Here is a 23,430-nt window from a genome sequence, read left to right as displayed (position 1 = left end):
GAGGCCGACAACGTAAGCCCTCGTTTTCACCCTCACAAAGATTTAACTCGGGATAGAATAACTATTTTGGCATGCAAACTTCGACCATGGACGCCATCGCGGTCCCTGCAGGCGGTGGAGCGCCTGCGTTGACAACGATGGAGCGCCCAACACCCGGACCGGATGAGGCGCTGGTCCGCGTTTTGCGCGTTGGCATTGATGGCACCGACCACGAGATCCTCTCCGGTGAGCACGGTGAGCCACCGGCGGGTGCCGATCGTCTCGTGCTCGGTCACGAAGCGGTCGGCGTCGTAGCGCACTCTAACGCGGCAGGGCTCTCGCCCGGAACCGTGGTGGTGCCCATGGTGCGCCGCCCTCCGCCATCAGGATCGAATCAGTACTTCGAACGGGGTGAACCGGATATGGCACCGTCGGGCGCGTACGTCGAACGCGGGATCGTGGGGGCGCATGGCTACTGTTCTTCGTATTTCACTAGTCCTGCGGAGTATCTCGTCGAACTTCCCGAGACGCTGGCCGAATTCGGATTTCTCGTTGAGCCGGCCTCGATCACTGAGAAGGCACTCGAACACGCGCTCACAACGCGATCAGCGTTCGAATGGGAACCCGAATCGGCACTTGTCCTCGGGAACGGTTCACTCGGGCTGTTGAGCACGGCAATGATCGCCCAGCGCTGTGATCGTGTCTACTGTCTCGGCCGACGTGATCGACCGGACCCCACAATCGACATTATCGAGCGGTTGGGTGCAACGTACATTGATTCCCGGGAGACAGCACTGGCAGAGATTCCGCGTGCGTACGAGCCGATGGATCTGGTGTATGAGGCGACCGGCTACGCCCCGCACGCGTTCGAAACGATCGAGGCACTTGCGCCCAACGGTGTCGGCGCGCTGGTTGGCGTTCCCGGTGATCACGCATTCGAGATCGATGGTGGCGACCTTCATCGGGCACTGGTGATGGAGAATAAGGCTCTGGTCGGTTCGGTGAACTCCGGTCGCCCACATTTCGAGCGCGCAATCGAGACGCTTTCGTCGCTTCCCGACTGGCTGTTCGATGCGCTCGTGACGACCGTCGCTCCGGTCGAGTCGTTTGCCGACGCGTTCGTCAATACCGACGAGACGATCAAAACCGCAATCGAATTCGAGACGCCCTGAGCAGTTCGCTCCCCTTCGCGTCTGCTACTCGTATGTGGTTGTCGCTGGTGGATCTCGTGATCACTTTCTGTACTTCGCCGGATTATCCGGTCTGGAGTGGCCATCCGCGAGCAACGCGCTTGCGAGCGCGCCGTGGACGACCACCTCACCGGAGAGCGAGGTAAGCTGCACGTCGGGAACGTTCGTCAGAACCATCTCGGGAAGGCGTTCGTTGATTGGCTCAAGGATCAGTTCCGGATTGTTCAGCGCGACCGCACCACCAATATTGATCACGAGCGGTGCGTACGTGTGGACGAGATTGGCCATCCCGATCGTGTTCCACTCGGCAATCCGATCGATGACATGATCGACGAACGCATCCGATCCGGCTAGCCCGAATAGATCCGCTGCGTCAAACGCGACCGGATCACCGGGAGCGTGTTCGTGGACCGGAAGTTTCGTATCCATGGGATTGGACTCGTAGAGCCGCTGTGCGTAGCGCGGAATGTTGTTGCCAGAACAGTATGCCTCCCAGTGGCCATCGTTCCCACAACCACAGGTCATCTCCCCATCGGGATCGACGAGAATGTGTCCGATTTCTCCGGCGTTGCCGTCCCAGCCAGAGAGCACAGTGCCATCAACTGCCACGCCCGCGCCGATGCCACTCGAGATGGTGACATAAATCATATCGTCGGGCGAGTACTCGCCGTAGAATCGCTCGCCGAGCAATCCGGCATCTGCGTCGTTCGTCAGGACGACTTGCTCGCCGCCGATGAGTGATTTCACCGGTCCTTCGAGCGGAATTACGTCGATTGAATCTGGAAGATTGGCGGGATTTTCGATCCGTCCAGCCGCCAGATCGAGCGGGCCGATCGAGCCGATTCCGGCGACGATAATATCGGCCGGTTCGATGCCGGCATCGTCACAGGCACCACGAATCACGTCGAGCACTGTTTCGGTCACTGCAATGCCGCTCGGTCCCTCGGGAGTCGGTTGTTTTGCCGAGCCCACAACCGTAGCGGTCGCGTCTGCGATCGCAGCTCGCGTGTTCGTGGCGCCCAGGTCGACGCCCGCGTAGTACGCCATCGGTTACAGAACCGGTCCGACGTTACTTAATTGCATAGATTCACTCGAACGTGAGTGAGAACCGCACAGTCACGCATACCGATTCATTGAGCCCGTTCTAGCCGGTGGCGAGTGTTACTTTCGTCACCTACAAACCTCCCCACACGAATGATATAAAACGATGGAGTATCTGCAGACTCGGCGGGACCGCGTCGAGCGACGGATGGAATCGGTCCTCGACGACGTTGCTCCGGAGTCGCTCGGCTCGGAGCTGCGCCACATCTCGCTGGCTGGTGGAAAACGGGTTCGGCCAACCATCACCGTTCTCGCGTGCGAAGCAGCCGGTGGAACCGTCGAGTCGGCACTCGATTTTGCGGTCGGTATTGAACTGGTTCATAACGCGTCGCTGGTGGTCGATGACATCATCGACGACGCAGAGCTTCGCCGTGGCGTGGCCAGCGCCTGGTCGGCGTTTGGCTTTGGCCCGGCGATCATTGCTAGCGATGGGCTGCTTGGCGAGGCGTTCGGACTGTTTTCTGGAGACGATACCGCTATGCAGGTGGTTGCAGAGGCGATGGTTGAACTCGGCGAGGGCGAGGCCTCAGAGCTCGTCAGCCAACCCGAATCAGAAGCGGAGTATATGGTCCTTGCGCGGCGCAAAACCGGCGCGCTGTTTCGGGCGGCAGCAGAACTCGGCGCGATTGGGGCCGCCGCGGATCCGTACACGGTCGAGTCGTTCGGCCAATATGCAGAGCGCGTGGGGATTGCCTTTCAGATCCGGGATGACGTGCTTGATGCCACCGGACAGACCGAGGCGCTTGGCAAACCTGCTGGACAGGATGCCCAGATGGAGCGGCCATCGCTGGTCCAGGTGGCAGATCTCACGCCAGAAGAGGCCAACCAGCGAGCCCGGGAAAAAGCTGATGGCGCACTCGATGCACTCGAAACGGCCACAATCGAGACGAATCCCCACGGCCAGAGCGAGGAGGCGATCGGCTGTCTTGAGGAACTCGCAGAATTCGTCGTCTCACGAAACCGTTAGCCAAACTGCCAAGCCGTCACGAGCAACACAGCAAAAAAGAGGTAGGTTCCGCGGATCAACAGCATCGTTGCAACAGCCACAGATCGGTGGCGTGCGACCAGCACGATCGGTGTGAACACCACAATGGCCAGGAGACTCTCTATTGGTATGACTCGAACGTGGCCACTGACTGCGAGCACGACCATTCCCAGCGCGAGAACTGCGGTGCCGAGCTGCCGTGTCTGACGGATGCCGAGCACCACGGCCGCAGTTCGTTTCTGAATCGAGCGATCATACTCGACGTCTGTACAGTCGTCAATCAGCTTGATCCCGACCAGGACGATTCCGATTACGAGCGCGTACACGAGTACTGGCGTGGCGAGCGTCGTCGTCTGGACATAATACCCACCACAGAGCGAAATCCCGATTCCGAACGGGTAGCCACCGGTAGCAGACAGCGGATGGGTGTCGAACTGCGGTGCGTGAAAGTAGGCCACGACCCAGCCCGGCAACAGAAGGACGATGACGAACGGATCGACGAGCACGGCGAGCAGCCCACTCGTGACGGCGACGACGAGCGAGCTTCCGAGGAGGCCCACCCGACAGCCACGCGGCGTCAGCGGATTGTGATCGTCCTCCTGCCGGAGATATCGATCGACGTAGCCGTCTTTGAGATGCGCGGTGTAGAGCTGGGCACAAACCACGACTGCATGAAACAGGGCCAGTGATACGGTGACTGATTCGGCCAGTACCGCACCGAACAGACTCGCTGTCAGCGCCGGCAGCATGAACACCGGATGAATCTGCGAGCGATACGCACGAACCACGCCGGAGATCCCCCGACGGTGGGCGAGTGCCATAGATCAGCGAGGACCTACGCTACGATAAAGGGAGGTGACAGTTCAGGATCGGTGGGCGGTGCGCAGCTCGACCGCGACGCCCGTACCCGGTACGGAGAACGATGTCTCCGCCTCTGCGAGCGAGTGGGCGTAGGCGAGTGCGAGCCGTCCGAGCTGGATGACAGCGAGGAGGACGAGCCCGATCTGGGCCGCGAGTACCGGCTGTTCGACGGCCCACAGGGCGATCGGCGTTCCGAGGATAAATCCAAGCATGACCAGCAATGACTGCGGGCTCGAATGAAGCGGCTCGACGGGCGTCCGTTCGGACTGGGTTGGGGGGGCTATTGGTATCATTCTCATTCGTACGTATACGACCCAGGTACTAAAAACTTCACATTTTAGAGGTGTTTAGAGAAGAGATACCAATACCCATGGTAATCTCTACACTCCCATGATTTAGCATGTTCAACCGGTCTGTGGTGATGAATGAGTATAATTATAGTTCTACTGCTAGTTTTCTATCTATATTTAGATATAATTGTCGATCGGGATGGGGGCCGTTCACAGTGGTGTGATTACCTAGCGTGATTGTTCATCACGAGGGACGTTTCTGGGCGAGTGTCACCGTCGCCCGAAAGACGGCAGCCGCGTTCACGACCGTTGCACCGACTCTGAGCCAGTGGAGTCGCTGGAACGTTTTTGCCGTCGTTTTGAGCGTCTCGGCGGAGTGGACTGCAAGTCCTTCGGAGAACATGATCGTGTTTCGCGGCCAGAAAACGGTGGCCGAGAGCACGAATTCTCCCAGGATCGCCACGACCAGCCCGACGAGCAACCAGTTTCGGATCCTTTTGAACCGCCAGCTCGCCGCAATGGCACAGCTGCTGGCCACAATCGAGAGTGCACCCACGGGTGCGAAAAAGTCGTGTGGCCCAACAGCCGCCATAAACTCCACCGACAGTTCCAGTGATGCCGGAACGTCGTGGAAGATATTCGGATACATGACGACGGTTTCGAACAGCAGTGCGCCGAGATGAATCATGGCGATCCAGAGCGCGACCGACGTCGCGCCGAACGCGAGCCGGCGTCGGTTCATGCGGGCACCTCCTGTGTAATGAGCTCATAGCCCAGCGCAACGAACGCGATCGAGAGCGGCGCTTCGATTGCCAGTGGCGGAAAGCCACTCTGAATCAGCACGCCGAGTCCGAACAGTGCTGGCGCACAGACGATGAACAGTCCGGCGGTCACCCGTGAAACGTTGGTTTCGTTCCAGAGCAAGACCCCATACCCACTGGCGACGATCCAGACGAGCAGATACGCGGTCCCAGCAAGGCCACCGAGGGCGAGCATAAACTCCCATGATGGAGCCAGCATCACCACCATCGTGCTGGTGGCATACCCAAGCAGCCCGAGTCCCAGTAGTGCCACGGCGGTATCAGCGCTGTCGGACTGGACCATCGTCACTGACGCGCCAAACGCGCCCACTGCGAGCAACGCAAACTGCAGTGCGTGTGTCACCGGCGCAACGGACCCAGCCAGCTCGCCGCCAGCGATTGCAAACACGACGGGACTGGCGAGCCCAAGCAATCCTCCGGCGATCCCAGCAGCGCCAACTCGTTGGGGAGCGAGCCATGACCAACTCACTGTGACCCCTCCGATCGCACGACTACCGCGCCTTTCATTCCCATCTGGCGGTGTGGACTGCAGTAGTAGGTGTAGGTTCCCGGCTCCGTGAACGTGTGCTCGAAGGTCGCGTCCGATTCTGGTTCGCCGCTGTCGAACGCGTCGGCCGTGTCAACCACGTTGTGGTAGCCATCGACCCAGTTCCACTGGATCGTGGTGTCTGGGCTGATTGCGATCGCTACCGGAGTGAATCCGTTTGAGCCGTTGTTTCCGCTCACTCCGACGTCAACGACCACCGACGACGCTCCCGTCCGGTCTGTGACCCCGTCGAACGAATCGGTATCCGACAGCCATGCGTCGATGCTTTCGGGCTCCTCGGATTGCTCATCACCGGAGAGACAGCCCGCAAGCGTACTCGCGAGCAGTGTGGTGCCGATCGATCCAAGCACGGCACGGCGCGTTCTCTGGTGGTCAGTCTGTGTGGTTTGGTTTTCTGTCATCGTTCTGTGACTGCTCGTAGTGCCGGACCGAAGATAACCCACGAAGCAGAGCTCGCGCCCTTGCAGTCCGGCGAAACACTTATGTCTGGTCGAAGAGGCCCATCCACACGGCTTAAGCGGGCCCCGCCAGACGATACGAACTGAGTCAATGGAGTTGCCCCCTCGTTCGTCCGTCCGACAGTGGGTCAGCCGTCTGGTGCGCTCGCCGCTTCGAGTGCAGTCGTACCGCAATCTCTGTTATCTCGGGGTGTTATTCGTGCTAGTCACGGTGTACACCGCCCTGTTCTCGGCCATTATTGCGGTGGGGTTCTCGTTGCTGGTGTATCTGGTTGGAATTGTCGTGCTGGGGGCCATTCCACCGCTGTTTCACTGGATTGCGGCCATAGAGCGGCTGACGATCCGGTTGGTCGTCGGTGTCGATATTCGACCAGCAACTTCGACGATCTCCTCTGGGTCATACTGGCAACGATACCGACGACTGCTGACCGATCGTCAAACCTGGGGGGTGGCGGTGTATCTGTTCGGTGCGTTCTGGCTTGCGTCGCTGTCGGTGGGCGTGCTTTTGGCGATGATAGCGACGGGTGTGAGCTTTCTCGGTGCGCCACTCTACTACCAGCACGCGCCGGTCCTGGCGTATGGACCGATTCCACGGACGCCGATGCCTGTCGAGTTGCTGTTCGGATGGGATTCGCTGCTGGTTGGATTGCAGACGACGCTGACGCTCGGCTCGTTTCGGGTAGATTCGTTGTGGGCTGCAGTTGCCGTCTCACTCGGTGGGGCAGTGATTCTCCTGGTGGCACTCGAACTGGCCTCGGTGCTCACTACTCTCTGGATGCGGGTGGCCCAGCGGCTCCTTTCGACTGAGCGTTACTGGGAGCCCCTCCGCGCACGGTTCAGGCGCGCGTGAGCGCATACAGTATCGCCAGCACGCCACCGAGATGTGCGAGCGTGACCGCCAGTAAGATGATCGCCGGGGTGGCTGGTGTCAGCCAGTCGAGCCCGTACTGGACGACGACCGGAACGGCCGTCAACAGGGCAATGGCGAGTGAAAGTACACCCATCGGTCGGCTCTCGTTCCGTCGATAGCCACGATAGGCCAGCCACGCGACGTACAGGCCGACGATCCCGACGACTGCGGCGTAGGCCGCCATCAGCATGGTTTCAGTCGGTCCACTCATCGATCGGTCCTCCGTGGGACGACGTAGATTGCATACACCATCGCGGCCAGTCCACAGAGCTTGCTGGTGTTCGCCACCGCAGCACGACCGAGCGACGACACTGACGTGGCGTTCGTGAGCACGAACTGGCTCACGATCGGCCCGGCAGTGAGCAACACCAGTCCAATCGCCAGAAACAGCCGTGCAGAATCCCTGTTCTGACGATAGCCCTTGACGATCAGCCAGGCGACTACGAGTGAACTGACAGCGGTGACAAACAGCAAGACGATCGTCAGGGTGACGACAGCAGGATCACCACCGACGGCCGTCTGGAGCGGTCCAATCATGTTATCGCAATCCCTCGAACAGATCGGTGAACCGATCGACGGCGTCGTCCGGCTGGTAGTCGATCGTGACCTCGAAGGCACCATCCTCGAGTTCGATTTCGATGCGGTCGAGCCGTGCCCGATAGGTGGTGTAGTGGTGGCCCTCCCGATCGATCTGGAGCTGTTCTGCGAGCAAATCGTATTCCTGGAGCCGTTCAAGCCGGCGATAGATCGTCGAATCCGACGCTCCACAGGCGTCGCTCAGTTCGCCTGCGGACATCGGTTCTGTACTGGTGTGAACGAGAATCGCATGTGCGTATTCGTCTTCAAGGAGAGCGGCGATCGCTCGGACCGGCGGCTGCTCTGCTGGCGGGGTCACAACGTCAGCCCTCTCTCGGCCACCGGCAAGATCGATCGATCGCAGCCCATCCGTCGGATTCAGACGTGCTGGGTTGCTCGGTCCATTCGTTCGAGCGCTTCCTTGATCGTCTCAACGTCCGTCGCGTACGATATCCGCGCGTGGCCGGCCCCGTTGGCTCCGAACGTCTCGCCGGGGACGACGACCACATCGCGCTCGATGACGGCATCTGTCCATCCATCCGGAACCCGTGGCATGGCGTAGAACGCGCCGCTGGGCGTTGGCGTCTCCAGGCCGATCGCTTCGAGTCCATCGAGGAGCACGTCACGACGCCGTTCGAAGGCCGAAACCATCTCCGTGACCACGTCCTGTGGGCCAGAAAGCGCGGCCTGGGCGGCGTACTGAGCCGGCGCACTGGCACAGGCCTGGGCGTACTGATGGACGCGCAACATTCGCTCGATTCGATCGTGGCTGGCCGTCACCCAGCCCAGTCGCCAGCCGGTCATCGAGTAGGCCTTCGAACAGGCGTTGATGACGATGACGCTGTCGGTTTCTGCGAACTGTGCGGGTGAGTAGTGGGCACCGTCGAAAACGATCCGTTCGTACACCTCATCGGAGAGACAGACCACGTCGTGTTCGTCGGCGATGCGGGCAAACGCCTCCATGTCCGCTTTCGACTGGACGGCCCCCGTTGGATTTGCCGGACTACAGACGACGAACGCGGCGGTGTCCTCAGTGATTGCCGCCTCGACTGCGGCTGGGTCCATCGTCAGATCATCGCGGAGCTCGACCGGTCGGGGTGTGCCGTCGGCGAGTCGCGTGAGTGCCTCATACGAGACGAACCCTGGATCGGGGATGAGAACCTCCTCGCCCGGATCAACGTGGGCTTCGATCGCCAGATGGAGCGCCTCGCTCCCACCGGACGTGGCGATAATGTTCGACGGATCAACCGTGAATCCGTTGTCACGCTCGTGCTTTGTGGCGATTGCCTCGCGCAGCGCTTTCGTTCCCTTATTGGAGGTGTAGCCATCGACCGCCCCGTCCTCGATGGCGTCGATTGCAGCCGCTCTGACGTGTTCGGGCGTTGGAAAGTCGGGCTGTCCGAGTCCCAGATTGATTGCATCCTCGCTTGCAGCCTCGAACACCTCGCGAATGCCACTGATCGAGACGGCCTCGACCCGCGATGAAAAGCCTGCCATAGCTGGACACCAACGCCGAATGGATATATGTGTTGGTGGTTGTCGTTCACACGGCGAGCCCGATCGCTTCGGCGAACCGCTCGAATTCCGCCTGATTGAGGCCTGCAACGCCCAGATTTTGATCGTGTGCGTCGCTGCCGCCCGTTGGAATCAGCTCGTAGCGCTCGATCGCCCGCACGAGGGGGTCCAGATCCACCGGATTCGTATACGGGTATCGGTACTCGACGCCATCGAGCGACGCTGCATACTCGAGTGCGCTTTCAGGATCAGCATATCGTAGTGGATGCGCCAGACTCACGAACGCACACGATTCGGCGAGGAGTGATCGACCCCGCTCGAACGAGGGGACGTCCCGTGGGATGAAACACGGTCCGTCGTTGCCGATCAACTCCCTGAATGCGCCCTCGAAATCGAGCTCGATCGGACTCGCTGCGATCGCCCGCGCGATGTGTGGTCTACCCACCCCCGGTTTCGCCTCGAAATCGAGCTTGACGTCGGTTTTGGCCTCGACGCGCTCGACGATCGCTCGCGCGCGTTCGATTCGATCCGCCTGGATCCGTTCGAGCTCTGTGGTCAGTGCGTCCGTCGGCTGGACAACATAGCCGAGGAGATCAAGTTGCTGGGTTTCAGTTTCGACGCGGAGCTCGATCCCGGATAGCAGAGTGAGCCCCTCGCGTTCGACGACAGGCTTGTCGAGAAAGCTTGCCACGCAGTCGTGGTCAGTGATAGCCACACAGGTTAGCCCCGCCGCGCGTGCCGTTTTTGCGACAGCTTCGGGCGCAAGCTCGCCGTCCGATCTCGTGGTGTGGACGTGCAGATCCGCGACGGTCATAGATTGCGTTCGCAGTCTGGCGATTTAGCTGGTGGGGCCAAACGAGTTCGCTGGCGATACGAATAATTCGACACGGTCCTTAATGATCATTAATGGTTTGTAATCTATACCAGGGGATTCATACTGAAAGTTTATGAAGGATTGTCAGCTATGTATGTCCATGCAGCTCTTCACCGAGGCCGACGAGCGGATTGAGACGCACAGCTTCCCGGCGACAAAGCGGGAATTGATCGAGGCCTACGGCGACGTTGAGATTTCGTTGCCAAACGGATCGGAAACGGTTGGGACGGCGCTCTCGCGGCTCGGTAAAGAAACGTATCCGAACGCAGAGGCCGCACGGCTCGCGGTCTACGGTGCGGTCAGCGATAAGGCAATTGGCCGTAAATACTACTCCGATCGCGATCCCGTGGCGACCGGTGAACGGGGCTATCAGCAGGTCTCGTTCTGAGCGGCTAGATGAACGGGATGAGCTGTTTTCGTTCGATTTCGAGTGTTACTGACGGTTCGAACGGTTCGAAGCCGTTTCCAGCGTCGTATTCGAACAGCGATTTGCTCTCGAAGCCATAGAGTTCGTACGTACCATCGAAGGTGATTCCACGGCCACCGATCTCATACTCCCTGGTGATGGTTTTATCCGGCTGGATCGCTTTCTCGGTGAATTCGAGATCAATTGATCTGGGCTCGTTGATTGCCGAGACGTTGATCGCTTCTGAGTTCTCGTATTTGTTTCTTACAGGTAACACGTCGTAAAATGAGTCGAACCCATTGTCGCGTGTTGTGTTGGTATCCCCGAACTCTTGTTCTCGATCGTCCTCCGAGAGCGAGAGTCTTGGGACGCCGAACGGCCAGAACGTTCTGCTTTTGATTGTGATGGGATTGGACTGGGTGTTCGTCAGCGTTAGCGTTAGTGTTCCGGAGCTATCAACCGTGATCCCGCCGCCATCAAGCGTCGCATCGAATTCGAGCGGTCCGCTCGCACCTTTCGCGCTGAAATTTGAGAGATTGTACTCCGGCTGGCCCATACAGCCGGCCAACCCGGCCATTGACGCACCGACCGCACCGAGGAACGCGCGCCGTCTCATTGTACCACCTCCTCTTTGACCGCTCGAACGGAGTCGTCGGTGTACTCGACGAAGATCTCCTCGATCGAGTCCTCCTCGTCGGCATCGATACCGTCTCTGAGATCCTGAAGCGTCCCCTCCGTGATGAGCGCCCCCTTGTGTAAGATGCCGATCGTGTCACAGACCAGCTCAACCTGACCGAGGACGTGACTGGAGAAAAAGACGGCTGCGCCGCGTTCGCGTTCGGTTTCGACGATATTGCGAACCGTTCTGACGCCGTGGGGGTCGAGCCCGGAGAAGGGCTCATCGAGAACGAGCAGATCCGGCGCGTCGACGAGCGCCATCGCGAGTGCAAGCCGCTGTTGCATCCCCTGTGAGAACTCACCGGCCTTTTTGTCGATCGCATCCGTCAGTGCGACTCGTTCTAGGAGTTCTGCTGGATCATCGTCTGCTCGCTTGGTATCGATCACGAACTCCAGATGTTCTCGTGCCGTAATGCCGTCGTAGAGGCTGTATGGATCCGGGAGATGGCCCATTCGCTCTCGGACGGCGACGCCATCTGTTTGTGGGTCGTTCCCGAACAGTTCGATGGTTCCCTCCGTTGGTCGGAGGTAATCGAACAGCATACTGATCGTCGTTGACTTTCCGGCACCGTTCGGTCCAAGAAAGCCGTACGTTTCGCCCTGTTCTACCGTCAACGAGAGGTTCTCGACCGCAGTTGTGTCGTCGAACCGTTTTGTGAGATTCTGGATGTCGATTGCAGGAACACTCATAGTACATCACCTCGGGTGAACGTCACCCACGAAATTGCGAACGGAACCACTGCCCACAGCACGAGCCAGACGACGCTGAATCCCTCGTGGAGCACGAACGGCACGGAGTCGAAGGCAGTGGCAACGATGTCGCCGCCGCCAAATACGGCTTGTTCAGGATTCGTCGATGCAAGTGCGCTGACCGCACCAGTCGATGCGTTTCCGGCGTCGAGAATCCAGTTCGTTACCACCTGAAAGTTCCCCATCGGTTCGAATCGATCGATGAGATAAAACATCGTCTCCTGGTTGCCCGAGAGTTGGGTTTCTGTGCCACCCCCTTGCTCGTTCGAGACCGGGAGCAGGCGGGTTCGGATCTCCGCCACCAGGAAATTGTCCCAGAGCACAAACAGTGGGAGATACAGCAGGAAGGTGCCTGCGGTTGCGGTGATCGTTCGATCAAAGACCGTCGAGATCGCCGTCGCAATCGACACGATGACGCCGACGAACACCAGCGACAGCACTACCATCCCGACGAACCCCAACGGGGAAAACAGGCCGTACTGATAGAGGCCAATCCCGGCCATCAGCAGGTCCGCAACGAGCACGACCGCGCCGACGCCGGCCGTGCGCCCCGCGATCTTTCCGAGCAGTACGTCAGTTCTGGTGAGCGGCAGTCCGAGTGGGAACTTCAGACTCCCGGAGGATCGTTCTTTGAGGACGGTCTGATAGCTCAACAACAGTGTTCCAAGGACGAGAATTGGGCCCGTCATGTGCTGGAGGTAGACCAGCGTGATGTCGCTTCCTAACACGTCGTAGGCCAGATAGTTGGGCTGATAGCCCCAGAGCAGCAAGAACGGGACCAACAGCCACGTCGCTTTGTATCGGACGACGCCCCGAAACTCCTTTTTGGCGAGTGGCATCCATCGCATGCCTGATCGATCTCAGAAAGCGGTAATAAGCCTGTTCATATCTGGATGCTATCAGCTCCTGCTACAGGTTAAAGGGCGTACAACACACGTCCTACCCGGAGAATGACGACCACAAAACAGATATACCTTCGCGAGTATCAACAGTTCGTCCAGTTGAAAAACATTGCACGTCCGTGATGCTCACTCGGTGAGCCACAACAGCGCTCGGTCCAGATTCAATGGGAGCTCACCCACGGGATAGCCCTCGATTGCGCCGTTTGGTCGCGCCCGGAAAATGACTGCAGGCTGGTGGGATACGGCCGGTCGTTCTGCACGAATTGTGTTCCATTCGTCATCACGGAACGACGAACAGTCGACGAACAACAGCGCATCGGGATGTGCAGCCAGTTGATCGTCGGTTTTTGCGCCGGCGGTCTGTTTCAACGCGCCGATCGGGGTGTCGACCGAGCGGTCTTCAGGCCGTAACGGTCGGGTAACCTCGACCAGCGTGTTCGCGGTCGGCACCCGAAAGTCGAGTGCGTAGCCGCTGTCGAGTTCGACCTCCGGAACGAACGCATATTCAGCGTCGTTCAACAGTTTTGCAACCGTGAACTCGCTCATCGCTGCGCTCATCCGGACGAGATCGACGTGTGAGCTGGTTCCGACCTTGCCAGCCATCGTTTCTCGATACGGATCGAGAATGCCGGTCTCGAGAATTCCATCGTAAAACGATAGCGCAGCCGATTGCTCTGCGTCTGGAAACCCGGCCGCGTGATCGCTGAAAAACGACCGCGTGCTTTCGCGGCCATCTTTCGAGAGCAACACCGGGAGGAAAAACCAGCTCAGATGCTCGTACGATTCGAGCCACGGCGACTGCTCGTACAGTTCCTCTAGTAACAGCTCCGTCGCCCACTCGACGAGTGGATCTGGAGCGCCTTCGAATCCAACCTTCTCGGTCCGCCAGAGCGGCTCTGGTGTCACCGTGTTACCCAGCCAGTAGGCTACGTGGGGCGTTCCTGGCTCGGTTCGCCAGCAAAACAGCGCAATGTCACCGTTGCCCATATCGATACGACACCCTTCGAACCCACCCGGAACGACACAGTCGCTCATCGTCGCCCCGAATGAGTCGTCGAGTGGTGCGAGAAGCTCCCGGCGAACGCGGTCGCGAGACCACGAATCGTTCGCCATACGAAACCGAAGGGGTCCTGCCACATCCTCCCTAGCTGGTCGGCGAGTAAAGCGATTGTGCTCTCCCGAACGAAATCAGCGTATAACTCGTACGCAATTCACCATAGATCAATTAACAGTCTTCATTTTTAATGTGTGTCACCGTTACATTGATAAGCTTCAATTCGTAAGGATTATTCATACCATGTCAATGGGTGCCTTTGACGAGGACGAGTACGAACGTCGTGAAGCCAAAAACGGGGTGGTCGATGCCGACTTCGACGACGAACGGGTGGAGTATCACGGGACACTCACGTACGACTCCGGTGACTCGACGGAGGTACTGCTTGATCAGTTCAAGCAGATTAAATCGCAGTAGGTGGCCCTGCATCAGCGATCTGTTTACTGAGCAGCACAACCGACAGTCCAGTGACGACACTCACCGCACAGACGTGTGCGACCAGTGCCGTTGCGAGGACGGTGTGATTCGGCAAGAACGGGAGCAAAACCAGCTGTAAGACGCCGAATGAGATGTTTTCGATGTCTGCACGCCGAAGGGCGCGTGCTGTGTCGGCTTCGAACGTCCCCCGGTAGTAGAGCGTTCGCCACAGGGCGGTAACGGAGGTCCACCAGCCCGTTCCGATTCGGTAGCTCACGTCCCAGAGAATCAACAACAGTAGATAGACGACGAGCACCGGTGGATTCGGCCCGAGTAGTTCGTGTAACAGCTTTGCCTGATCGAAGACAAACAGGTGGGTGAGGACGGCGACAAACGTCAGAACCCCGAGGACGACCTCGATACTCGAGCCAAACAGGAGTCGCCGATACGGCTCGGGCATTTGATTGCCTCTGACGAGCGTAGAGATTCGAAGCATTTCGACGCTGCCGACGGCAGCCACAAGCACGGCGACAGTACCAGCACCCACCGCGCTCCAGAGATCGTAGTACCATGCGCTGAGCAGAACGCCACACTCGAACAGTCCGATTTGGATGGTGATCGCCACCGGTGTGGAGATCTCGATCCCTGGAAGTGCCATCACAATCGATTCGTACACCCACGTCTCACCGAATTCGGGCGTCGAGCTCATTGGGCTGGAGTGTGACAGGCGCGTTTGATCGCCTCGTCGAGCGGGGTTCGATCGACGGATAGCCGTTCATGTAACCGATCGTCGGTGGCGACCACTGGATCACCGAGGCCGTTGACGAGTGCCGTTGCGATCGATCGTTCTACGTCCGTCAGCAGGGCAACTGCCCAGCCAGCAATCGTCGGCGAGAGGCCTGGCACGGTGATGAGACGTGGTGGTTGGCCACGGACAGCTGCTCCGACACGTTCGAGCAGTTCCTCGTAGCTCACCACCGATGGACCGCCAATTTCGTAGGTGTCGTTTCTTGTGTCGTCAATGTCGATAATGCCAGTGAGATACGCTATCGCATCGTCGACACTGATCGGCTGACAGCGGGTTGTGATAATCGGCGGCACCGGAATGATTGCCAGGCGTTCTGTGAGCTGTTTGATGATCTCGAAGCCGGCGCTTTCTGCTCCGATCACGATTGCTGATCGACAGACTGTCAGATCATACGACCCATCGGCGAGTATCTGCTCGACCTCGCGTCGGGATCGAAGATGCGACGACGGACTCTCGGGTCCTCCTCCGAGCCCACTGAGGTAGATGACGCGGTCTACGTTGTGGTCTCTGCTGGCCGCAACGAAATTTCGAGCTGCAGTTCTGTCGCAATCGACGAACGATGCGCAGTTATTCATCGAGTGCACCAGATAGTAGGCGAGATCGATATCCTCAAGCGCCGTTTGAAAGCTCTCACGGTCGAGCAAATCGCCTCTGAGGACCGTCGCGGCGGCTGAAAGATCGTCGGCTCCGTTCCGACAGAGCGCAACCACGTCGTGTCCATCATTGAGCAACCGCTCGACGAGTCGGTGCCCAATGAAACCAGTTGCTCCTGTGATGAGTATTCGCATGTATGATGATTGTCTACGCATCACGACCCCGCCGAGCACCAAAACCGTTTGCCAGCCCACCGCGTGGAAAAAGCGCCGTCCATCAGAGGGCAAACATCTACGAGCGAATCGACGAAACCATCGCTTGATGACGTACGTGCTTCCAGCAACAGCCACAGAGTGGATCGCGGAGTATCGCAGCCGACTCAACGAGAGCGACGCATTCGCCTCGGCAGCAGCGGGCTGGGGCGTCGATTTCGATGGCTCGTTTCGCTTCGACGTTCTCCCGGACGACAACTACGACGGTCCGACGCTCTCGTTTTTTATTGATGTTGTCGATGGAAACTGCGTCCGGGCGAGCTATCTCGATGCTCCCAGAGAACAAAGCGCAGCGTTTCGGTTCTACGGGCCCGCCACACAATGGAAGCGACTGCTCACGGGTGATCTCGATCCTGTCGAAGGCCGACGCGAAGAGATGTTCGAACTCGACGGTGACATCCAGAAAGTGCTCCAGTACGCTACCGCCATTCAGCTGCTGACCGAAACGGCAGCAGAGATCGACACGGCGTTCGACTACTGAGACTATATCCATGAATTAAAATACGTTTCGGCAGATAGGTCACAGCATGGAGACCCTCCATCCACGAATCCGCTTCGTGTGGTCGATCCTGTCTCTGGTTTTGGCCCTCGTCTGTGGCGTCGTCGTGGTGTTCGTCGATCGAATGGTGTTGAACATTGGCAGTTGGCCGGCGATCGTGGTTGCGGTGCTGGTTTGTGTTCTCGGCGTCTCGTATTCCTTTCTGCGCTATCGCCGATGGGGATTCGCTCTCAGCGACGACGCTATCGAACTCGAGTATGGTGTCGTCACGCTCGTCGAGAGTGTGGTGCCGTACGTTCGAATTCAGCACGTCGACACCCAGCGAACCGCGATCGACCGCATGAGCGGTCTTGCCCGCGTGGTCGTGTACACTGCGGGGACGCGCGGGAGTGACGTGACGATTCCTGGGTTATCTCCCGACCGGGCTCGAACGATCCAGCAACGGCTACGCGAACGCGCGCGTACGGACGAAATTGACGCCGTATGAATCGACTCCATCCACTGAGTGCGGTGTCCACGTCGCTCAGGCTGGGTATCCAGATCGCTTCTATCCCGTTCACGGTGGTGATGTTTCTGAACTTCATCACCGAGATTGACTTTATGTACGGGCTGTATCTCTTTCCGGTCGGATTCGTTGGTGGCGTCGGCTACGGGCTCGCCCACTACCGGTTGTTTCGCTACGACCTCACCCCTGATACGTTCGATGTCGAATCCGGGGTGATCAACAGACAAGAACGCGACGTTCCGTATCACCGGATTCAGAACGTCGACGTTCATCAGTCCCTGTCACATCGCCTGTTCGATATGGCGGTCGTCTCCGTTGAGACGGCTGGCGGGTCACAGACGGAGATCGAACTGGATTTCGTTAGCAAATCGGAGGCCGATCGACTCCAGTCTGCGATTCGCGAGCACAAACGCGACACCACAAGTGCGGATGGATCAGAATCGGCCGATGATACCACATCTTCGTCGGCCCAGCCTACAGCGCTGTTCGAGCTCACCCTGCCCAAGCTGCTGGTCCTTGCGCTCACAGACGTTCGGGGTGGCTCGGCGATGCTTTCTGCGATCGCGCTGATTGGCGTTCGCTCCATTGCAGAGCGAGTGGTCCTCTCCGTTGCCCAGCCGTTCGGTGGTCCGACATCGCTGGCACTCGAGTCGCTGACCCCAGACAACGCGCTGGTTCTGCTGGTTGTCTCGATGGTGTCGGCCTGCCTCTGGATCTGGCTGGTGAACGCATTTCTCGTGTTCGTCGGTCAGTTCGGCTTCGTGCTTGGCCGTGCGGGTGAGGATCTACTTTATGAGTTTGGATTGCTCAACCGCTCTAGTGGATCGATCCCGCAATCGAAGATCCAGACGCTCACGCTCACCGAGCCAGTGCTCGCACGCCTGATCGGCTGGGCCGGACTGAAAGCCGAAACCGCCGGCTACGCGCCCGGTGGCGACGGCCGCGGTGGAACGGACTACGTCGTTCCGATCGCACCGCGCGAGCAAACGCTCAGGATCGCGACCGCGATCGAATCGTTCGAAACGCCTGCCATCAACCGGCCACCGAAGATCGCACGCAGACGATACGCGGCGCGGTATTCGATCATCGTGAGTCTGTTAACGCTCGCGAGCTATCTCGTCGGGGCGGTCGTTGGTGGCTTCGAGCTCTGGTATGCGCCGGCCCTGCTGTTCGTGCTGGTGCCGTTTGGGGCACACGCGAAATGGGCCAATCGCGGCTATCGGATCGAAGACGATCACATCATCGTCCGCGATGGTTTCTGGCGTCGAACCACCCGGATCGTCCCGTATCACCGCCTCCAGACGATCCGACTCCAGCGCTCGGTGTTCCAGCGACGGCTCGGGCTGGCCGATCTCACGGCCGACACCGCGAGCGCGACCGTGCTGTTCAGCAACGACGCGACGGCGTTCGACATCACTCTTGAGGACGCACGCACCGATGCCGACCGCTGGCGCGAGCAATTTCGAGCGGCGCTTGAGCGGTAACGGCGCACAGAAAGCGCACCATATTTCGACCCGGGCACCGAACGTCTGCGTACGGTCGCCCGACCGCTGCTTTGCGTGGTGACCTCCCTACTCGTGAATCCAGATCGCATTCCAGCCGAGTTTCCCGCAGCCAGCTATCGGGGTGCCCAAAAAGGGGCGATTCGTGACATCCAGGCCGCCTTCGAGGCGGGTAACGATATCGTCCTTGTTCGTGCACCAACCGGGAGTGGCAAGTCCTTGCTGGCACGCGCAATCGCTGGCAGTGCTCGTGGACCCAGAGATGCTGGTCCCGAAGAGGCCTTTGGCGCGTACTACACCACGCCACAGGTCTCACAGCTTGATGACGTAGCTGCCGATCCACTACTGGATTCACTGAGCGTCATCCGCGGGAAGGGCAACTACTCGTGTGTTCTCCCCGGTGAGACGACGACACCGGTCGATCAGGCCCCGTGTGCGAGAGAAACCGGCTTCGATTGCCCGCAAAAACACCGCTGTCCGTACTTTTCTGACCGCGATCTGGCTGCTACCCGCCAGATCGCAGCGATGACGCTGGCGTATTTCATGCAAACGGCCGGCTCTGAGGTGTTCGGCAAGCGCGACGTACTCGTGATCGATGAGGCCCACGGACTGGCCGATTGGGCGGAGATGTACGCCACGATCGACCTTCGTCCCCAGACCGTTCCGGTGTTCGAACGGACGCCGCCACCGGCGATCGATGGCGTCGACGATGCGATCGAGTACGCCAGGACGCTCGCTGCGGTGTGTGACCGACAGCGCCATGAACTTCAGCGCGAGCCCGAGCTCACGCCGGATGAAGTGAAAAAGCGCGATACCCTGGCGTCACTCGTGCGTGATCTCAACTGGTTTGTGGACGATGCAAGCGACCACGAGAGCGCAACCACCTGGGTGACAGACCAACACGGCGGTGAGAACTCCCCAGTGACGATCAAACCCGTCAACCCCGAGCGCTATCTCTCACACACCGTCTGGGATCGAGCGAACCGGTTTGCACTCCTCTCGGCCACGATCCTCAACGCAGAAGCGTTCTGTTATCAGACCGGCCTCGACCCAGAGCGAGTCGCGTTCGTCGATGTCGAGCACACGTTCCCCGTCGAAAACCGGCCGCTGTTCGATGTCACCCAGGGAAAGATGACCTACGACGCTCGTGATGAGACGATTCCGAAGATCGCACGGCTGTTGGTCAGACTCATGGCTCACCATCCTGACGAGAAGGGCATCGTTCACTGTCACTCGTATGCGATCGCAGAGCAACTCGAACGACAGCTGACGGAGTTTGGCGTCGGCGACCGGCTTCGGAGCCACGATTCGGAGAACCGCGACGCCGTGCTGTCGTCCTGGAAGCGCGATGAGACGAGCGTGCTCCTCTCGGTGAAAATGGAAGAGGCCCTCGATCTCGCGGACGATCTCGCGCGCTGGCAACTTCTCTGTAAGGCTCCCTATCCAAACACCAAAGATTCACGCGTCGCCCGCCGGCTCGAGGATGGCCAGTGGGGATGGTACTACCGGACAGCACTCCGAACCGTCATTCAGGCGTGTGGCCGTGTTGTCCGCTCGCCGACGGATTACGGCGCGACGTATCTCGCAGACACCAGCCTCCTCGAACTGTTCGATCGAGCAGCCACCGACGTTCCGCCGTGGTTCCAACAACAGCTCGATCGAATGCAAACCCCAGAGCTTCCGCCGTTTGACCCATCCTTCGCTGTCGATTCGGCGGACACTGCCCCTCGGCGATCTTCCAGCAGGGACAGCAATGCCTCCCATCCCCTGGATGATGTCTGGCAGTGAGTACTGTCACGACATGAAGCCCTGTAGCCCGTCGATTTGAGCGCTGATACGAACGTCTGTTGTTTCCCTTGATCCCAAACTGAAGATCAGAATGATTATATTTGAATTCCCCGTGGAAGATAGTATGAGCGGCGAGACCCTCCGGCGTGCAGGCATCCGACTGGAGGAGGCGAGTGAGACGGTCGAAAACGTGGTGGTCAGCGAGCGGCTGGCCCGGCTGGCCGATCAGTGTCAGCACCTGGCCGAGCGCGATCCGGACGCCGACCAGCTTGCCTCTCTGGAGACGACGATCCGGTCTGCCAGCCGCCGACTCGACGGCGACGTTGCAGTGACGGTTCGTCGGGCGGGCCAGGATGTGGTGGTGTATCGAGACCAGCAGGAGTAGCTCGTTATTCGGTTTCGATCGCATCGGACGGAAGCACGTAGAGGTTACTCCCGACGGCAACGACGTGAACGGTGTCTGCGTCCGGATCAAGATACGACGGCCGGGCGATGGTTTTCGCCTCGAACGTGTCGGGATCGAGTACCTGCACTGCGTGTTCGTCTTCGATCGTGACGACAGTCGTTTCGACAGCGTCACCGACGGTGCCCACCCGCTTGACATCCGGGTCGATTCCGTCGTCAGCGTCGGCTTCGTATCGGCTACCGGTGGTGAGTCGCACTCCTTTCAGGTTACCGTGTGCACTCTGGACGAGGACGGGGTCGTCGTCGACCGGCTCGACGATCGTGCCGGATGGATACGGCGGCAGTCGGACCGCGTAGGTGACGCGATAGACCTCGTTCCCGTCTTCGTCTTCCGTGATGAGCGTTCGCGAGTCGGTGATCTCCCCACCGAGCGCTCGCTGGATGTGGTCTGCGATCGCACGGCCGAGCTGTGTCGTCGACAGTCGGATGTCGATGCCATCCGTGTCCTCTGCAATTTCGGTGATGAACGCGTTTCTGTCGCCGGTATCCTCGCGCTTTTCGACGAGTTCCTGTGCAATCGTGGTCGCGCGCTCGCGTTCTTCGTCCGTCGGCGTTCGATCGGTGGCCCGCACCTGGACGGTGCTGGCGTAGTAATCCCCAGCGATGCGCGAACAGCGGGTGCACGTCCCGCGATTGAACCGTACTTGCACCGTCGTTTCTTCTTCGAAGACCGTCTCGCGGACGATTCCTCGAAACAAACAGTGCATTTTGATCGTATTCTGATCGATCTGTTCGGGTTCGACACCCCACTCGATCTCCTCGGCCTGGACGTGCACCGAGAGCGCTTCGGTCGTTTCCTCGATGGCCACGTCGGTGTAGTCGGTCGCGCCTACGTCCACCCACTCCGCGCCGCGCTCGACGGCTCCACACTGGGCACAGGTGTGGACAACAAGCTCGTCGGGTGCAGCCACCAGCTCGAACGAATCGAAGTAACACGCATCGCAGAGGGTCGCCTGCTGGCCGGTTGGATTACCGGGTAACGATCGATCTGACCGCTCGATCGGCTCTCCACATCGTGGACAGAACTGCCCAGAACTCATTGTCAGACGATACTCCGTCGTGACGTATAAACGACGCTGCTCGGAGTCGTCAAACACCATTGTGTGCCATGATACCATAGAACCGAAACGGTGGTGCTATATGTTTCTACGCCTGTATTCCCTGTATGGAGTGGAAACCGGATTGGAACCTCCGTGGACGCATGGTCTTCACGATGTTCCTGCTGTTCGCCCTCTATCTCGTGTTCGGAGCGTACATGGCGAACGCAGGAATGTTTCCGTTTCTCGCTGCCATGGGGATCTTCATGGTCGCCCAGTTCTTCTTCAGCGATAAGCTGGCGCTTTATTCGATGGGTGCGCGGGAAGTCTCCGAGGACGAGTATCCAGAGCTCCACGCGATGATTGGCCGGCTTTCACAGCAGGCTGATCTCCCAAAACCAACGGTCGCCGTCACTGATTCGCGCGTTCCGAACGCGTTTGCAACCGGGCGGTCGAAAAAGAACGCCACCGTCTGTGTCACCACTGGGATCATGAACACCCTCGATGAGGACGAACTCGAGGGTGTGATGGCCCACGAGCTCGCGCACGTGAAAAACCGCGACGTGATGGTGATGACGATCGCGTCGTTCCTCTCGACGATTGCGTTCATGGTCGTCCGCTGGGGCTGGTTGTTTGCCGACGACGACAACCCGAGCGGGTTCATCGCCGTGATTGCCTCGCTCGTCGTCTGGATCGTTTCGTTCTTCTTGATCCGGGCGCTATCGCGCTATCGCGAGTACGCCGCCGACCGTGGTGCGGCCGTCATCACCGGCAATCCCGGCGCGCTCGCCTCTGCGCTGATGAAGATCTCCGGGCGGATGGACAAGGTTCCCGATCAGGATCTCCGCGATCAATCGGAGATGAACGCCTTCTTCATCGTCCCAATCAAGAAAGGCGTCATCGCGAATCTGTTCAGCACGCACCCACGCACGGAAAAACGGATCGAGAAGCTCCAGGATCTCGAACGCGAACTCCAGTACGCCTGATCGGCCATCGTTTTTCGGGGGAAACCCACAAGCCCTCCCGTCACCGTGAGTGACACATGGGACTGCTTGATTCGCTTCGTGCGATGCTCGGAACCAGTGCCGAAACTGACGCCACCCGCGCGGCAGATCCTGACGATCTGTTCGGGATGAGCACCGCCTATCTGACGATGGCCGCCGATCTTGGCTTCGATCCCTCCGGAGAGGCAGCACTTTGTTTTTCGAACGTTGATAGCGCCTCGTTCGAACAGGCCGAACAGGAAGTCAAAGAGATTCTTGAGGCCGGTCGCGAAGAGACTGGCACCGAGGCCAGTTTCAACACCGATTCACACGGCTATCAGTGGGTTATTCTTGAGGATCCCGAGTTCGAGGATCTGATCACGAGCATGCATTTTGCCGCGGATACGTTCGTCGAGAAGGGGTTCGGCAGTCGACTGCTCGCTGCAGTCTTTGCCTTTGAGAAGGATTCGCCGGTCTACTGGGTCTATTCGTTCCGCCGGGGGTCGTACTATCCGTTTGCTCCCCAATCCGGTCACGAACGCGATTCGACGACCGAGTTCAAACTCCAGAGCACGCTTGATGGCGAACTCGATGTGGAAGATGAAACCGATCACTGGTATCCGCTCTGGCCCGACGGACGTGGGCATCCGTGGGAGTAGACGC

The 23,430-nt window shown here is 59.2% G+C and carries 30 protein-coding genes; 12 read left to right on the top strand and 18 right to left on the bottom strand.

All coding sequences use genetic code 11. The annotated features are described in order from the left end of the window. Nucleotides 1-86: 86 nt before the first annotated feature. Complete coding sequence (locus JXQ78_RS08710; RefSeq protein ID WP_330632809.1) at nucleotides 87-1,151, top strand: glucose 1-dehydrogenase; 1,065 nt, start codon at nucleotides 87-89, stop codon at nucleotides 1,149-1,151. A gap of 60 nt (nucleotides 1,152-1,211) precedes the next feature. Here JXQ78_RS08710 and JXQ78_RS08705 read toward each other — a convergent pair whose 3' ends face one another. After that, complete coding sequence (locus JXQ78_RS08705) at nucleotides 1,212-2,216, bottom strand: ROK family protein (protein WP_330630384.1); 1,005 nt, start codon at nucleotides 2,214-2,216, stop codon at nucleotides 1,212-1,214. Between the two features lie 160 nt (nucleotides 2,217-2,376). On the opposite strand from JXQ78_RS08705, the gene JXQ78_RS08700 reads away from it, so the two are divergent. Continuing rightward, on the top strand, nucleotides 2,377-3,237 hold the full coding sequence (locus JXQ78_RS08700) for a polyprenyl synthetase family protein (protein ID WP_330630383.1): 861 nt from the start codon (nucleotides 2,377-2,379) through the stop codon (nucleotides 3,235-3,237). Here JXQ78_RS08700 and JXQ78_RS08695 read toward each other — a convergent pair. The 5 genes from JXQ78_RS08695 to JXQ78_RS08675 form a co-directional block, all read right to left on the bottom strand. Then, the gene (locus JXQ78_RS08695; RefSeq protein ID WP_330630382.1) at nucleotides 3,234-4,076 is read right to left on the bottom strand and encodes a UbiA family prenyltransferase; all 843 of its coding nucleotides are present in this window, start codon (nucleotides 4,074-4,076) and stop codon (nucleotides 3,234-3,236) included. The two genes, JXQ78_RS08700 and JXQ78_RS08695, sit on opposite strands and share 4 nt — an antisense overlap. 42 nt (nucleotides 4,077-4,118) lie before the next feature. After that, nucleotides 4,119-4,409: a hypothetical protein gene (locus tag JXQ78_RS08690; RefSeq protein ID WP_330630381.1), complete on the bottom strand. Its 291-nt coding sequence runs from the start codon at nucleotides 4,407-4,409 to the stop codon at nucleotides 4,119-4,121. A gap of 241 nt (nucleotides 4,410-4,650) precedes the next feature. Beyond that, the gene (locus tag JXQ78_RS08685) at nucleotides 4,651-5,148 is read right to left on the bottom strand and encodes a hypothetical protein (protein ID WP_330630380.1); all 498 of its coding nucleotides are present in this window, start codon (nucleotides 5,146-5,148) and stop codon (nucleotides 4,651-4,653) included. After that, nucleotides 5,145-5,696: a hypothetical protein gene (locus JXQ78_RS08680; protein WP_330630379.1), complete on the bottom strand. Its 552-nt coding sequence runs from the start codon at nucleotides 5,694-5,696 to the stop codon at nucleotides 5,145-5,147. Before JXQ78_RS08680 ends, JXQ78_RS08685 begins: the two co-directional genes overlap by 4 nt. Then, nucleotides 5,693-6,175: a halocyanin domain-containing protein gene (locus JXQ78_RS08675; protein ID WP_330630378.1), complete on the bottom strand. Its 483-nt coding sequence runs from the start codon at nucleotides 6,173-6,175 to the stop codon at nucleotides 5,693-5,695. Before JXQ78_RS08675 ends, JXQ78_RS08680 begins: the two co-directional genes overlap by 4 nt. A gap of 148 nt (nucleotides 6,176-6,323) precedes the next feature. On the opposite strand from JXQ78_RS08675, the gene JXQ78_RS08670 reads away from it, so the two are divergent. Further along, nucleotides 6,324-7,082: a sensor domain-containing protein gene (locus JXQ78_RS08670; protein ID WP_330630377.1), complete on the top strand. Its 759-nt coding sequence runs from the start codon at nucleotides 6,324-6,326 to the stop codon at nucleotides 7,080-7,082. On the opposite strand, the gene JXQ78_RS08665 is transcribed toward JXQ78_RS08670, so the two are convergent. Genes JXQ78_RS08665 through JXQ78_RS08645 form a run of 5 tightly spaced genes read right to left on the bottom strand, consistent with a single transcriptional unit; the run spans nucleotide 7,069 to nucleotide 10,047 of the window. Next, entirely contained in the window at nucleotides 7,069-7,353 is a 285-nt protein-coding gene (locus JXQ78_RS08665; protein WP_330630376.1) for a DUF7521 family protein, read from the bottom strand. The genes JXQ78_RS08670 and JXQ78_RS08665 overlap by 14 nt on opposite strands. After that, nucleotides 7,350-7,679, bottom strand: coding sequence for a hypothetical protein (locus JXQ78_RS08660; protein WP_330630375.1), 330 nt, complete (start codon nucleotides 7,677-7,679; stop codon nucleotides 7,350-7,352). The genes JXQ78_RS08665 and JXQ78_RS08660 overlap by 4 nt, the downstream gene beginning before the upstream one ends. Nucleotide 7,680: 1 nt before the next feature. Further along, nucleotides 7,681-8,037 carry a helix-turn-helix domain-containing protein gene (locus JXQ78_RS08655; protein WP_330630374.1) on the bottom strand — a complete coding sequence of 119 codons (357 nt, stop codon included), beginning with the start codon at nucleotides 8,035-8,037 and terminating at the stop codon, nucleotides 7,681-7,683. Between the two features lie 59 nt (nucleotides 8,038-8,096). Beyond that, entirely contained in the window at nucleotides 8,097-9,215 is a 1,119-nt protein-coding gene (locus JXQ78_RS08650; RefSeq protein WP_330630373.1) for a pyridoxal phosphate-dependent aminotransferase, read from the bottom strand. 46 nt (nucleotides 9,216-9,261) lie between these two features. Continuing rightward, a complete protein-coding gene (locus JXQ78_RS08645; protein ID WP_330630372.1) occupies nucleotides 9,262-10,047 on the bottom strand; it encodes a PHP domain-containing protein in 786 nt (261 codons plus the stop codon). A gap of 160 nt (nucleotides 10,048-10,207) precedes the next feature. Between JXQ78_RS08645 and JXQ78_RS08640 the strand changes: the two genes are divergently transcribed. Next, nucleotides 10,208-10,495, top strand: a complete 288-nt coding sequence (locus JXQ78_RS08640; protein ID WP_330630371.1) for a DUF5789 family protein — start codon at nucleotides 10,208-10,210, stop codon at nucleotides 10,493-10,495. 4 nt (nucleotides 10,496-10,499) lie between these two features. Here the strand turns inward: JXQ78_RS08640 and JXQ78_RS08635 are convergent, their stop codons facing one another. The 4 genes from JXQ78_RS08635 to JXQ78_RS08620 all read right to left on the bottom strand — a co-directional run bounded on the left by JXQ78_RS08635 (nucleotide 10,500) and on the right by JXQ78_RS08620 (nucleotide 13,980). Beyond that, nucleotides 10,500-11,129 (bottom strand): hypothetical protein, encoded by a 630-nt coding sequence (locus tag JXQ78_RS08635; protein WP_330630370.1) that lies wholly within the window; start codon nucleotides 11,127-11,129, stop codon nucleotides 10,500-10,502. Then, on the bottom strand, nucleotides 11,126-11,881 hold the full coding sequence (locus JXQ78_RS08630; RefSeq protein ID WP_330630369.1) for an ABC transporter ATP-binding protein: 756 nt from the start codon (nucleotides 11,879-11,881) through the stop codon (nucleotides 11,126-11,128). The genes JXQ78_RS08635 and JXQ78_RS08630 overlap by 4 nt, the downstream gene beginning before the upstream one ends. Then, entirely contained in the window at nucleotides 11,878-12,789 is a 912-nt protein-coding gene (locus tag JXQ78_RS08625; protein ID WP_330630368.1) for an ABC transporter permease, read from the bottom strand. The genes JXQ78_RS08630 and JXQ78_RS08625 overlap by 4 nt, the downstream gene beginning before the upstream one ends. Nucleotides 12,790-12,969: 180 nt before the next feature. Further along, nucleotides 12,970-13,980, bottom strand: coding sequence for a DUF5784 family protein (locus JXQ78_RS08620; protein ID WP_330630367.1), 1,011 nt, complete (start codon nucleotides 13,978-13,980; stop codon nucleotides 12,970-12,972). A gap of 160 nt (nucleotides 13,981-14,140) precedes the next feature. Here JXQ78_RS08620 and JXQ78_RS08615 point away from each other — a divergent pair, with 160 nt between their 5' ends. Next, nucleotides 14,141-14,314: a DUF5786 family protein gene (locus tag JXQ78_RS08615; protein WP_330630366.1), complete on the top strand. Its 174-nt coding sequence runs from the start codon at nucleotides 14,141-14,143 to the stop codon at nucleotides 14,312-14,314. Here the strand turns inward: JXQ78_RS08615 and JXQ78_RS08610 are convergent. Further along, a complete protein-coding gene (locus JXQ78_RS08610) occupies nucleotides 14,301-15,023 on the bottom strand; it encodes a DUF7530 family protein (RefSeq protein ID WP_330630365.1) in 723 nt (240 codons plus the stop codon). The genes JXQ78_RS08615 and JXQ78_RS08610 overlap by 14 nt on opposite strands. Beyond that, nucleotides 15,020-15,931 carry an NAD(P)H-binding protein gene (locus tag JXQ78_RS08605; RefSeq protein WP_330630364.1) on the bottom strand — a complete coding sequence of 304 codons (912 nt, stop codon included), beginning with the start codon at nucleotides 15,929-15,931 and terminating at the stop codon, nucleotides 15,020-15,022. The genes JXQ78_RS08610 and JXQ78_RS08605 overlap by 4 nt, the downstream gene beginning before the upstream one ends. A gap of 106 nt (nucleotides 15,932-16,037) precedes the next feature. Between JXQ78_RS08605 and JXQ78_RS08600 the strand changes: the two genes are divergently transcribed. From JXQ78_RS08600 to JXQ78_RS08580, 5 genes are all read left to right on the top strand, one after another. Further along, nucleotides 16,038-16,469, top strand: coding sequence for an SCP2 sterol-binding domain-containing protein (locus JXQ78_RS08600; protein WP_330630363.1), 432 nt, complete (start codon nucleotides 16,038-16,040; stop codon nucleotides 16,467-16,469). Between the two features lie 46 nt (nucleotides 16,470-16,515). Then, nucleotides 16,516-16,974, top strand: a complete 459-nt coding sequence (locus JXQ78_RS08595; protein WP_330630362.1) for a PH domain-containing protein — start codon at nucleotides 16,516-16,518, stop codon at nucleotides 16,972-16,974. Beyond that, nucleotides 16,971-18,476 (top strand): PH domain-containing protein, encoded by a 1,506-nt coding sequence (locus tag JXQ78_RS08590; protein WP_330630361.1) that lies wholly within the window; start codon nucleotides 16,971-16,973, stop codon nucleotides 18,474-18,476. Before JXQ78_RS08595 ends, JXQ78_RS08590 begins: the two co-directional genes overlap by 4 nt. A 93-nt stretch (nucleotides 18,477-18,569) precedes the next feature. Further along, nucleotides 18,570-20,282 (top strand): ATP-dependent DNA helicase, encoded by a 1,713-nt coding sequence (locus tag JXQ78_RS08585; protein WP_330632808.1) that lies wholly within the window; start codon nucleotides 18,570-18,572, stop codon nucleotides 20,280-20,282. A gap of 124 nt (nucleotides 20,283-20,406) precedes the next feature. Further along, a complete protein-coding gene (locus JXQ78_RS08580) occupies nucleotides 20,407-20,667 on the top strand; it encodes a DUF7553 family protein (protein ID WP_330630360.1) in 261 nt (86 codons plus the stop codon). Between the two features lie 4 nt (nucleotides 20,668-20,671). Here JXQ78_RS08580 and JXQ78_RS08575 read toward each other — a convergent pair whose 3' ends face one another. Further along, entirely contained in the window at nucleotides 20,672-21,787 is a 1,116-nt protein-coding gene (locus JXQ78_RS08575; RefSeq protein ID WP_330630359.1) for a 60S ribosomal export protein NMD3, read from the bottom strand. Between the two features lie 125 nt (nucleotides 21,788-21,912). On the opposite strand from JXQ78_RS08575, the gene htpX reads away from it, so the two are divergent. Continuing rightward, complete coding sequence (htpX, locus tag JXQ78_RS08570) at nucleotides 21,913-22,770, top strand: zinc metalloprotease HtpX (protein ID WP_330630358.1); 858 nt, start codon at nucleotides 21,913-21,915, stop codon at nucleotides 22,768-22,770. A gap of 56 nt (nucleotides 22,771-22,826) precedes the next feature. After that, nucleotides 22,827-23,426 (top strand): PspA-associated protein PspAB, encoded by a 600-nt coding sequence (pspAB, locus tag JXQ78_RS08565; protein WP_330630357.1) that lies wholly within the window; start codon nucleotides 22,827-22,829, stop codon nucleotides 23,424-23,426. The last annotated feature ends 4 nt before the right edge of the window (nucleotides 23,427-23,430 follow it).

The sequence above is a fragment of the Halocatena halophila genome (genome assembly GCA_027563145.1).
Taxonomy (GTDB): domain Archaea; phylum Halobacteriota; class Halobacteria; order Halobacteriales; family Haloarculaceae; genus Halocatena; species Halocatena halophila.
The sequence above is the reverse complement of the archived record's forward strand: the minus strand, read 5'-3'. Positions and strand labels throughout refer to the sequence as shown.